Consider the following 12,033-nt stretch of genomic DNA (forward strand, 5'->3'; position numbering starts at 1 on the left):
CTAAAGCATCAGACCCAAAGTGGCTCCCACTTTTGGGACCAATCTGATGTGCTTTCAGAAGAACGATAGAGCATCAGGCAGGTTTCACTTTGAAAGTCCGATGCTCTCGAGAGAATGATCTGAATCGAGCGCCTTGAACTACCAATACATTCATCCCTTGATCGCTTTCCGATCAAGGGATGAATGTCCAACCTTATATCAAAGCTCGCGAATCATAGCCCTTGGCTCCTTTCTTAAATTTTCGCCTTTTCAGACTGTTAGCGAAAACTTAAGAGTGGCCCATCAGAAAGCGCGTTCTTAGGGTCGATGGCAGAAGAGCCAAACTCAGGGGCGCAGAAGTGTCTTCAGATAGGCCAACTGATCGCGTCTTTCGATGGCGACAAGACGGAAATCGGCATCGGGCGCGTCGTGAATATCGGTTTCGGCCTGTGCGAGATCGGCGGTGAAACGCGCTTGATCTGCCTCGGCGATCGGCAGAGCCACATCGGCGAGGATGGTCAAGCCACCTTCGCCAACATCAACGAAGCCACCGAGAGTATAAAATTCGAGCTTTTCCTTGCTCGTGGCGTCATTGACGGTAATCAGACCGGGCCGCAAGGTGGTCATGAAGGGAGCATGACCCGCGAGGACCGTAAATTCGCCCTCGACACCGGGAACGACGACAGAATCGGCTTCACCGGAAAAAACCAGCCGTTCCGGAGATACGAGTTCAAAGTGGAAAGCGGCCATGCTCGGCTCCCGAATCTATTCATCAACCCGCAGCGGTAGGGTGAAATCCCGAAAATCCGCCGTCCGGCATATTCCTCTAAAGATCCAATCCATCATCGCACGGACCGCCTTGATCCCTTCAAGGAAAAAGGCGGTCTCGAACGAAGGGATTAGACGGAAGCCGCGAGCTTCTGGGCCTTTTCGACCGCTTCTTCGATCGAACCGACCATATAGAAGGCAGCTTCTGGCAGATGGTCATATTTGCCTTCGATCAAGCCCTTGAAGCCCTTGATCGTATCGGAGAGCGCCACGAGCTTGCCGGGAGAACCGGTGAAGATTTCCGCGACATGGAAAGGCTGCGACAGGAAGCGCTCGATGCGGCGGGCACGGGCGACCGTCAGCTTGTCCTCTTCCGACAATTCGTCCATGCCGAGAATGGCGATAATGTCCTGCAAGGATTTATAGCGCTGGAGCAATTGCTGCACCTGACGCGCCACATTGTAATGCTCCTCGCCGACGATCAGCGGCGACAGGATGCGGGAGGTTGAATCGAGCGGGTCGACCGCCGGATAAATGCCCTTTTCCGCGATGGAGCGCGAAAGAACCGTCGTGGCGTCGAGATGGGCGAAGGAAGCCGCTGGCGCCGGGTCGGTCAAGTCGTCGGCAGGCACATAGATCGCCTGGACCGAAGTGATCGAGCCTTTGGTCGTCGTGGTGATGCGTTCCTGCAAGGCGCCCATGTCGGTGGCGAGCGTCGGCTGATAGCCCACCGCCGAAGGAATGCGGCCCAGCAAGGCGGACACTTCGGAACCAGCCTGCGTGAAGCGGAAAATATTATCAACGAAGAACAGAACGTCCTGACCCTTGTCGCGGAAATCCTCGGCGATGGTCAGTCCGGAAAGGGCGACGCGGGCACGGGCTCCCGGGGGCTCGTTCATCTGGCCATAGACCAGCGCGCATTTCGAACCCTTGGCGGAACCGCCATGTTCATGCGGATCGACATTGACATGCGATTCGATCATTTCGTGGTAAAGGTCATTGCCTTCACGCGTACGCTCGCCAACGCCGGCGAAGACCGAATAACCGCCATGCGCTTTGGCGATATTATTGATCAGTTCCATGATGATGACGGTCTTGCCGACGCCGGCGCCACCGAAGAGACCAACCTTACCACCCTTGGAATAGGGCGCCAGAAGATCCACGACCTTGATGCCGGTCACGAGGATCTGCGCTTCGGTCGATTGTTCATCATAGGCAGGCGCGAGCTGGTGGATCGCGCGACGGGCGGTGGTGTTGACCGGTCCCAGTTCATCGACCGGCTCGCCGATGACATTGAGAATGCGGCCAAGGCATTCCTCACCCACGGGCACGCTGATCGGAGCGCCGGTATCGATGACCGCCTGACCCCGGATCAGGCCATCCGTCACATCCATGGCGATGCAGCGGACTTCGCTTTCACCCAGATGCTGGGCGACCTCAAGCACAAGACGATTGCCGTTGTTTTGTGTCTCGAGCGCGTTGAGGATCGCCGGCAGATGACCGTCGAACTTCACGTCGATGACGGCGCCAATGACCTGGGTAATATGCCCTGTCGGCCCGTTGAGTGCTGCGTCAGCCATGGTTCGTTCCTTCAATCCTCATAAAATCAAAGCGCTTCGGCGCCGGAGATGATCTCGATCAGTTCCTTCGTGATCATGGCCTGGCGCGAGCGGTTATATTTCAGGGTCTGCTTCTTGATCATCTCACCGGCGTTGCGGGAGGCATTATCCATGGCGCTCATCCGCGCGCCCTGTTCCGAGGCGGCGTTTTCGAGCAAGGCGCGCAAGACCTGAATCGTGATATTGCGCGGCAAAAGCGTCGCGAGAATTTGTTCCTCGCTCGGCTCGTATTCGTAAAGGGAAGGCGGGGCCGCCGGGGCGTCTTCCTGCGTTTTCACAGCAAGGGGAATCAATTGCTGTGCCGTTGGGATCTGGTGGAGAACCGTCCGGAATTTGGCGAAGAAGAGTGTGCAGACGTCGAATTCTGCGTCCTTATAAAGGTTGAGAATCTTGCGCCCGATCGCTTCGGCGTTCACGAAACCGATCGTCCTGACACTGCGCAATTCGATCAATTCAAGGATCTGCTCGCCGAATTGGCGCTTGAGCAGATCATAGCCCTTTTTACCGACGCAGAGGATTTTGACCTTCTTGCCTTCGGCGATCAATTTCTCCGCCGTGTCGCGGGCCAGACGGGCGATCGAGGCGTTGAAGCCACCGCAAAGACCGCGTTCCGCCGTGCAGACGACAAGCAGATGCGTCCGATCGTAACCATTACCAGCCAGAAGCTTCGGGGCGTCTGGACCTGTGCCGACGATGGAGGCAAGGCTCGCAAGAACCTCATCCATGCGCTCTGCATAGGGCCGTGCCGCTTCAGCCGCGAGCTGGGCGCGCCGCAGTTTCGCCGACGCGACCATCTGCATGGCCTTGGTGATCTTCTGCGTCGCCTTGACGGAAGCGATCCGATTTCGCAGGTCCTTCAACGAGGGCATTGCACTACCGCCTGATCAGTGTCGTGTTTCAGAACGCTGCCGCACCGGAAGGCTAGGCGGGTCCTCAATTCTGTATCCTTCCGCACCATGACTGGCGCGGATCGGCGCGCCGAAACGCGCCGTACCTGGGCCTGAACCTTACGAGAAGTTCTTGCTGTAACCCTCGATCAAGGCTTTCAGTTTGGCGGCAGAATCGTCAGAAAGATCCTTCGAGGTCCGGATCGTATCCAGAAGATCGGCATGCGCCGTGCGCAACAAGGCGAGCAAGCCGTCCTCGTAGGCGCGAATGCGATTGACCGGCAGAGCATCGAGATAGCCGTTGACGCCAGCATAGATGACGCAGACCTGCTCTTCGATCTTGAGCGGGGAGAATTGCGGCTGCTTCAAAAGTTCGGTCAAGCGCGAACCACGGGCGAGCAGCTTCTGGGTCGTCGCATCAAGATCGGAACCGAACTGGGCGAAAGCCGCCATTTCGCGATATTGTGCGAGCTCGCCCTTGATCTTGCCGGCGACCTTTTTCATCGATTTGGTCTGGGCGGCGGAACCGACGCGCGACACGGAAATGCCGACATTCACCGCCGGACGGATACCTTGATAGAAGAGATCCGTCTCAAGGAAGATCTGACCGTCGGTGATGGAGATCACATTGGTCGGAATATAGGCGGAAACGTCATTCGCCTGGGTTTCGATGACCGGCAGAGCGGTGAGCGAACCCGCTCCCTTTTCATCGGAGAGCTTGGCGGCGCGTTCGAGCAGGCGGGAATGCAGATAGAAGACGTCACCCGGATAGGCTTCGCGTCCCGGCGGACGGCGCAGCAGCAAGGACATCTGACGATAGGCAACGGCCTGCTTCGACAGATCGTCATAGGTGATGAGGGCATGCATGCCGTTATCACGGAAATATTCACCCATGGCGCAACCGGCGAAAGGCGCCAGATATTGCATGGGAGCCGGATCCGAAGCGGTCGCCGCGACAACGATCGAATAGGGCAGGGCGCCTTGCTCTTCGAGCACCTTCACGAATTGCGCGACGGTGGAGCGCTTCTGGCCGATGGCCACGTAAACGCAATAGAGCTTGGCGTTTTCATCCGTGCCGAGATTGGCCGGCTTCTGATTGAGCATGGCATCGAGCGCCACGGCGGTCTTGCCGGTCTGACGGTCACCGATGATCAATTCGCGCTGGCCACGGCCGATCGGAATCAAAGCGTCGATCGCCTTGATGCCCGTGGACATCGGCTCATGCACCGATTTGCGCGGGATGATGCCTGGCGCCTTGATATCCGCGCGGGCGGATTGGGCGGCGTTGATCGGTCCCTTGCCATCGATCGGATTGCCGAGGGCGTCAACGACGCGACCAAGCAGTTCCTTGCCGACCGGCACCTGGACGATGGTGCGGCTGCGCTTGACCGTCTGGCCTTCGGAGACCGTGCGGTCGGAACCGAAAATGACCACGCCGACATTATCGGCTTCGAGGTTGATCGCAACGCCCCGGACGCCCGATTCGAAATCGACCATTTCGCCGACTTCGACATTGTCGAGACCATAGACGCGGGCAATACCGTCGCCGACGGACAGCACCTGGCCGACTTCGGTAACCTCGGCTTCGTTTCCGAAGTTGGCGATCTCTTTCTTGAGAATCGCGGAGATTTCAGCGGCGCGGATATCCATCAACCGACCTCTTTCATACGTGTGCGAATCGCATTCAATTTCGTCTTAAGGGAGCCATCGACCATGCGCGATCCCAATTGCACGATCAGGCCACCGATGAGTGCCGGATCGACCTTGGCGGCGATCTCGACGCTCTTGCCGCCGCCTTGTGCGGCGAGGACGCCTTTCAGCGTCTCGAGTTGTTCATCCTTCAAGGGTGCGGCCGATGTTACGGTTGCGCGCACGATGCCATATTCGACATCCCGCAGATGATTGAAGTCATCAATCATCTTGGGCAGGCCAAACAAACGACGCTTGAAGGCGACCAATTTGATAAAATTCGCGGCTAAGCCCGTAATCTCGACCTTGTTCAACAAGGCGTTCAAGACTTTGACTTGAATTTCGGAAGAAAAGGCAGGGCTTCCAATGAAGCGCTGAAGATCCTCGCTTTCGCGATAGATCTCCCGGAGCCGCTGCAAATCGCTGGCGACCTGATCGATCGTACCGCTTTCCTTCGCGAGGGAGAACAATGCCTGCGCATAGCGCCCGGCCATTCCCGTAACGATTGTCTCTTCTACCGCCACTGATCCCATCCCCTCGGACCGAAAGCTTGGCCCCTTTATGTCCGGCCGATGGTTCGGCCGATCTCGACGATCGGTTCCGGTGATCTCCACTGATGACCAAAAGGGGCCGTGAGCAAAATACCGGATTCGACGTACAAGACGAGGAGGGAAAAAGTCAGCGCGACTACGCTCCACCCCCCGAGCGAGGCTCACCTAACATAAGCGTTTTTTACGCGCAACCCTACTCAGCGCAAACTTAGCCGTCCGGCCGCGAAAACTACGGCTACACCATTGCTTGCGGCAGGCAGGAGCTTTGCGGAGAGGGCTGCGCCACAGCTCTACCGGAATGTCTTGCCGCGTGCCAGAAAGGCGACGCTCCAGAGAGCCCGCAAAGCGATCGCTTCAGCGAGCTTGGGCTCGCGCCGCGCCTGCCGCACCGCTTCGCCAAGCAGGGTGGAGGCCTCGGAGAGCCGTTCCACGCTCCAGCGTGAGAGATGTTGCTCGGCATTGCCCATCCGCCAGGACGCCGCAAAAGGCGCCCCACCACGTGGGGCCAGACCCATATCCTTGTCGAGTTTGGCACGATGCAGGCTCAAGGCTTGGCGCAGGGCCATGCCGAGCAGCATATTGGCATCGCCCGCCTCCTCGAAGACGCGCCGCGCGATCCTGTCGGCGTTTGTGGCCTCGCCGGCGAAAGCGGCATTGATCGCACCATCGACAAACAGGCTGGATGCATCGGCCACAATGGCCTCGACATGGGAAAGCGTGATTTCCGCTTCTCCATGCGTATACAGCAGCAATTTATCCAGTTCGCCGCGTGTCGTCAGCCGGTCGGCGCCGAGCAGGCTCAATAATTCCTCCTTGGCATCGGCGCGAATCGTCTGACGCGTGGCTGCGGTTTCCGCCTCGATCAAGGCCTGGAGGTCGCGCTGACTATCTGGATAACATTCGATGGCGGCAGCGTTTTTGTCTCGCTCGCAGAGCTTGCGCAGAGCATTGTCCTTTTTCAGGGCGCCGGCCTCGACGATGATCGTGCAATCCTGTGGCGGTACAGCGAGAATCGGTTCCACTGCCTGTATGAAAGCCTTGCCGCGGGCCCCGATCAGGATGGCTCGCCGGCCGCCGAACAGCGGCACTGTATGCGCCTCGTCGGCCAGCCGTTGCGGATCGGCAGCGAGATCGTCTCCGTCGAGACGCAGGAATTGGAACGGGTCCTTGGGGTCGTCGACCGATCGCGCGACAATCGTTTTGACGCGCTCGGCGACGAGGCCATTGTCGGTGCCATGGACCAGATAGAGAAAAACATGGGTTGTCGGCCGAGCGAGGAAACGATCCGCTTCATGGGATTTGATCGCGACCATTCGGCCTATTCCGGATTTCTGATGGGCAAACACACGTGCATGGGAAGGGTGTGACCGATGCGCGTGGTTTTGAAAAGATCGGCTCGACTCTCAAGACAAGAGCCGGAACGTGAACGGCCAAAGGGAATGACCGTTCATGGTCGCCGAAATTGTCTCTATTCCGTTGGAAACAGACAATTTCGGAAGGGGCCATGAAGCCCTTTCCGCGCCCCGTCGTCTTATTGCAGAACGCGGAGAAAGGCCTGTCCTGCCCTGGTGGCGAGTTCCGCCTGAGACAGGGAGCCATCATGGTCTTTGTCGGCTTTTTCGAAGCGATTCTTCACGAGCGCGATATATTCATATTCGCTCAATACGCCGTCATGATCGAGATCGGCGGCCGCGAATTCGGCGTCGGTGAGCCGGAAACCGATCTCCTCCCGATCAAGCGTGTCGGTATCGTCCTTGTCGATGTCGTCGAAACTATCTTCGGCGGCGTCCTTGGCTTCCTCCGCGTCCAGGACGCCATTGCCATTGGCGTCATAGCGTTCGAGAAGGGAGGCCGCGACGGAAGGCCTGCTGAGCGCGGTCAAAGCACAGGCCAGCAGCAGGATGCGGAAGACATTTTTACCAGATGCACTCTTGCCGAAAGGAAGAAAGGTCAAGGGGACACTCCATATCGGTTGGGAAGGCGCTTGGAACACGTTGTGGCGGCAGGCTGTCGTTCATTCTCCGGCGTTTATTGTTCGAAGCTGTCATGGCATGACGCCATCATGCGGCGTCATCGCTGCCCGCAGGGCGGGGAAGGTTCGAAAGGGGAACCAGGACGCGCCTTTACGGTTCCGCTCTTATTGCAACGATGCGGGAAAGGTCATGCGGACGGGGAGGAGCGGGGCGACAAAACCCCGTGAACCAGTCAGGAAAAGGGTGTCGGGACGCCGCAAAAAATGAAAGTTTCCCCTAAATTTCAAATATATCAGGCATGACAGAATGGGTTTGTCGCGCCTTTTGGCCGCATCTGTTCCCGGGCGAACCTGCGCCCTTTAGCCTCATCACCCTTTATGCATAAGCCCAAAGAGGGATGAGCCGATCGGGACAGGACTGGTCTGGCTCATCCCTTGGCGGCAAAGGCTGTGGCCAGGCGCAGGCGGATTTGATCGGCAAGCGCCTTGGCGTCACGAATCTCCGCGTCGCGGGCCGCCCGCAGATTGGCGAAACGCTGGCTGTTGCGATCATAACTCGCCGTAACGGTGGCGGTGCCCTTGGTGATCGGCACGTCGCCGCCGACAGGGGTCAGAATATAGATGGCATTCACGACGACCGTGGCGGCGCTCGCACGGCCGCTGACTGTATCGATCAGGGGCGTCTGCACGGATTCGAAGACAACGACCTTGAGCCGATATTTCGGTGGCACATGAGAACCCGTGCCATTGAGATTGAAGATTAGTTCATTGCCGAGATAATGGCCCAATCGATCAGAAATCGGATCGATCTGGATCGCCTGCAATTCACTTTCGACGGAACCGCCCGCGCTCAGCGGCCCATAGACCGGCTGCAGGCAGCCGGCCAGCAGGAGAGAGCCAAACCCGGCGATTAAGGCCTGACGCGGGAGCCGAGAGGCGCACCGCCGAATTTTCTCACGCAACCACATTCACGATCCTCCGGGGGACCACGATAATCTTCTTCACGGGCTTGCCTTCGAGGGCTTTCTGCACGGCCTCGAGCGCCACGGCGGCTGCCTGGATCTCGGCCTCGCTCGCCTCGCGCGCAATGGTGAGATCGGCGCGCTTGCGTCCATTGACCTGAACCGGCAGGCTGATCTCATCCTCGACGACAAGGCTCGGGTCGGCTTCTGGCCAGAAGCTTTGCGCGACCATGGTTGCATAGCCAAGACGTGTCCAGCATTCCTCGGCGAGATGCGGCATCATCGGCGCGAAGAGACGCACTATGATCGAGGCCGCCTCGCGGCAGGCGAAACGCAGGTCATCCCCAATCACCTCGGATTCGATCGCTCCGATCGCCGCCGAGAGCTTATTGGCGAGATCATGCACGCTCGCGATGGCCGTGTTGAAATGCAGCCGTTCGATGTCGTTCTCGACCTTGATCAAGGCGCCATGCGCCGCTTTGCGGATTGCCGCCGCGGCCTCGCCAAAGAGCGCGGGTTGTGGCACAGGCTCGGGGCCCGCCGCTTCGGCCAATTCGCCGATCAGCCGCCACAGCCGCTGTACAAATTTGGAGGCGCCCTGCACGCCTTCCTCGGTCCAGATCACATCGCGTTCCGGCGGTGAGCCGGTCAGCACGAACCAGCGCGCCGTATCGGCGCCATAGGTCGAAATGATCTCGTCGGGATCGACCGTATTGCGCTTCGACTTCGACATTTTCTCGATCGGGCCGATCAAGGCTTCCTCGCCCGTATCGAGACGGAAGGCGCGGCGTTCGTTGCCCTGTGTTTCGAACCGTAATTGCGAGGGAAACAGCCAGGCGCCATCCTTGGCGCGGTAGGTTTCATGCACCACCATGCCCTGTGTGAAGAGACCTGAAAAGGGCTCCTTCACATCGCCCATATGGCTGGTCACCTGCATCGCACGGGTGAAGAACCGCGCATAGAGCAGGTGGAGGATCGCATGTTCGATCCCGCCGATATATTGATCGACCGGCAGCCAATGGGAAATCGCCTCGGGCGTCGTTGGATCGGCCTCGTTCCATGGATCGGTAAAGCGCGCGAAATACCAGGACGAATCGACGAATGTATCCATTGTATCCGTCTCGCGCCGGGCCGGCCGCCCGCATTGCGGGCAGTTCACCTGTTTCCAGGTCGGATGCCGGTCAAGCGGATTGCCGGGCTCGTCGAAACTCACATCCTTTGGCAGCGTGACCGGCAGATCGGCGCGCGGCACGGGCACGATACCGCAAGCCTCGCAATGGATAATCGGAATCGGGCAGCCCCAATAGCGCTGGCGCGAAATGCCCCAGTCACGTAGGCGGAAATTGACCCGCTTTTTGGCCTGCGGAGCATTGCCGAGCGTGGCGGCTTCCAACCGCCGCGTGACCTCGGCCTTGGCCTCCTCGATCGTCATGCCGTCGAGGAAGCGCGAATTGACCAGCACGCCCTCGCCGTCAAAAGCCGTATCGGTAATGACGAATTCATCAGGATTCACATCCGGTGGACAGACCACCGGCTGATTGCCGAGACCATAGGCATTGGCGAAATCAAGATCGCGCTGATCATGGGCCGGGCAGCCGAACACCGCGCCGGTGCCGTAATCCATCAAGACGAAATTGGCGACATAGACAGGCAAGAGCCAGTTTTCATCAAAGGGATGACGAACCTTGAGGCCGGTATCGTAGCCTTTCTTCTCGGCCGTCTCGAGAGCCGCGACGGATGTGCCCATGCGCCGGCATTCGCTGATGAAGGCGGGCAGTGTCGGATCGCTTGCGGCACAGGCCGTGGCGAGCGGATGATCGGCGGCGATGGCGATAAATTTGGCGCCGAAGAGCGTGTCGGGCCGGGTCGTATAGACCTCGATTTCGCACGCCTCGATCGCGGCATTCGGCGCCAGGGCGAAACGCAGCAGCAGCCCTTCTGAGCGGCCAATCCAATTCGCCTGCATCAGCCGCACTTTTTCCGGCCAGCGGGTCAGAGTCTCGAGGGCTAAGAGAAGGTCCTCGGCGAAATCGCCGATCTTCAGGAACCATTGCGTCAGTTCGCGCTGCTCGACGAGCGCACCGGAGCGCCAGCCGCGTCCGTCGATCACCTGCTCATTGGCGAGCACGGTGCAATCGACCGGATCCCAATTGACCTTGGACTGCTTGCGATAGGCGAGGCCCATATCGAGCAGATCGAGGAACAGACGCTGTTCGTGTTTATAATAGGCGACGTCACAGGTTGCGATCTCGCGCGACCAGTCGAGCGAAAGGCCCATGGATTTCAATTGCGCCCGCATGGTGGCGATATTGGCATAGGTCCATTCGGCGGGATGACTTTTGTTCTGCATGGCGGCATTTTCCGCCGGCATGCCGAAAGCGTCCCAGCCCATCGGATGCAGAACGCCAAATCCCTTCGCTCTTTTATACCTGGCGATCACATCGCCCATGGTATAATTGCGAACATGGCCCATATGGATGCGCCCGGACGGATAAGGGAACATCTCAAGCACGTAATATTTTGGCCGCGTGTCCGCATTAGCGGTCTGGAACAGGGCCGCCTCCTCCCAAATCTTCTGCCATTTGGGTTCCGCTTCGCGGGCGTTATAGCGCTCCGAGTCCATGCCGAGGATCAATCTTTTGAAAATGAATCTGCTGGTTCCGGTAAACAGCATTATTGGGAAAGCCGGTCAAGGATCAGGCCTTCCGCTCATCGCGAGGGCTTGAGCCATGCATAGTCCGCAGGCGCCGGAACCTCTCCCCGACAACGTGCTTGAACGGCTGGCGGTGATCCGTGGCCATATCGCCCGCGCGGCGCGCGATGCCGGACGCGCGCCGTCCTCAGTGAACCTTGTTTGCGTTTCCAAAACCTTTCCAGCGGAAGCGATCGAGCCGGTTCTTTCGGCGGGCGAGCGCATTTTTGGGGAAAATCGGGTGCAGGAGGCCATGGATAAATGGCCTGCCTTGCGCCCAGCTTATCCTGGCGTCGAACTTCACCTGATTGGCCCCCTGCAATCGAACAAAGCACGCGAGGCGGTGGGTTTTTTTGATTGTATCGAGACGGTGGATCGGGAGAAAATCGCCCGCGCCATCGCCGAAGAGATTCAGAAGAGCGGAAAGCATCCGCGCCTTTATATTCAGGTCAATACCGGCGCCGAGCCGCAAAAGGCCGGCGTTCTGCCGCAAGAGGCTGATTCCTTCATCGAGCAATGCCAAAAAGAGTTCGGGCTTGTGATTTCCGGCCTCATGTGCATTCCGCCGGTCGATGATCAGGCCTCTCCGCATTTTGCTCTGTTAAACAAGATTGCCGAGCGCCACGGCCTTACCAATCTCTCGATGGGCATGAGCGCTGATTATGAACTGGCGATCCAATTGGGCGCGACCCATGTGCGGATCGGGAGCGCGCTCTTCGGCGCGCGTTGAGAGGGGCGATATCTTCAACGCCGAGGCGGATATTCCTCCGTGAGCCTGTCGCGTCAAATTGGAACCTGGCGATAAACTCTACCTTTTTGAAAAAGGCATAAATGTGTCCAAAAAGTGATACCCTCTTTTTGGTCTGGTATTATATACATTGGGATATCGAAACGGCGCTAAAATACAGCAGCGC

10 protein-coding genes are annotated in these 12,033 nt (G+C 58.6%); 1 reads left to right on the plus strand and 9 read right to left on the minus strand.

The annotated features are described in order from the left end of the window. Positions 1–324: 324 nt before the first annotated feature. The 9 genes from BIND_RS01085 to leuS form a co-directional block, all read right to left on the minus strand. Positions 325–729 carry a F0F1 ATP synthase subunit epsilon gene (locus BIND_RS01085; protein ID WP_012383231.1) on the minus strand — a complete coding sequence of 135 codons (405 nt, stop codon included), beginning with the start codon at positions 727–729 and terminating at the stop codon, positions 325–327. Positions 730–878: 149 nt separating this feature from the next. Further along, positions 879–2,327, minus strand: a complete 1,449-nt coding sequence (gene atpD, locus BIND_RS01090; protein WP_012383232.1) for a F0F1 ATP synthase subunit beta — start codon at positions 2,325–2,327, stop codon at positions 879–881. A gap of 26 nt (positions 2,328–2,353) precedes the next feature. Further along, a complete protein-coding gene (locus BIND_RS01095) occupies positions 2,354–3,235 on the minus strand; it encodes a F0F1 ATP synthase subunit gamma (protein ID WP_012383233.1) in 882 nt (293 codons plus the stop codon). Positions 3,236–3,373: 138 nt separating this feature from the next. Then, complete coding sequence (atpA, locus tag BIND_RS01100) at positions 3,374–4,903, minus strand: F0F1 ATP synthase subunit alpha (protein WP_012383234.1); 1,530 nt, start codon at positions 4,901–4,903, stop codon at positions 3,374–3,376. Continuing rightward, positions 4,903–5,475: a F0F1 ATP synthase subunit delta gene (locus tag BIND_RS01105; RefSeq protein WP_012383235.1), complete on the minus strand. Its 573-nt coding sequence runs from the start codon at positions 5,473–5,475 to the stop codon at positions 4,903–4,905. Before BIND_RS01105 ends, atpA begins: the two co-directional genes overlap by 1 nt. A 308-nt stretch (positions 5,476–5,783) precedes the next feature. Next, the gene (gene holA, locus BIND_RS01110; RefSeq protein ID WP_012383236.1) at positions 5,784–6,806 is read right to left on the minus strand and encodes a DNA polymerase III subunit delta; all 1,023 of its coding nucleotides are present in this window, start codon (positions 6,804–6,806) and stop codon (positions 5,784–5,786) included. A 218-nt stretch (positions 6,807–7,024) separates the two neighbouring features. Beyond that, on the minus strand, positions 7,025–7,447 hold the full coding sequence (locus BIND_RS01115; protein WP_012383237.1) for an EF-hand domain-containing protein: 423 nt from the start codon (positions 7,445–7,447) through the stop codon (positions 7,025–7,027). A gap of 446 nt (positions 7,448–7,893) precedes the next feature. Further along, entirely contained in the window at positions 7,894–8,433 is a 540-nt protein-coding gene (gene lptE / locus BIND_RS01120) for an LPS assembly lipoprotein LptE (protein WP_012383238.1), read from the minus strand. Beyond that, positions 8,420–11,050, minus strand: coding sequence for a leucine--tRNA ligase (gene leuS, locus BIND_RS01125; RefSeq protein ID WP_041778283.1), 2,631 nt, complete (start codon positions 11,048–11,050; stop codon positions 8,420–8,422). Before leuS ends, lptE begins: the two co-directional genes overlap by 14 nt. Positions 11,051–11,156: 106 nt before the next feature. Between leuS and BIND_RS01130 the strand changes: the two genes are divergently transcribed. Continuing rightward, positions 11,157–11,849 (plus strand): YggS family pyridoxal phosphate-dependent enzyme, encoded by a 693-nt coding sequence (locus tag BIND_RS01130; protein ID WP_012383240.1) that lies wholly within the window; start codon positions 11,157–11,159, stop codon positions 11,847–11,849. The last annotated feature ends 184 nt before the right edge of the window (positions 11,850–12,033 follow it).

It is taken from the genome of Beijerinckia indica subsp. indica ATCC 9039 (genome assembly GCF_000019845.1).
Classification (GTDB): Bacteria; Pseudomonadota; Alphaproteobacteria; order Rhizobiales; family Beijerinckiaceae; genus Beijerinckia; species Beijerinckia indica.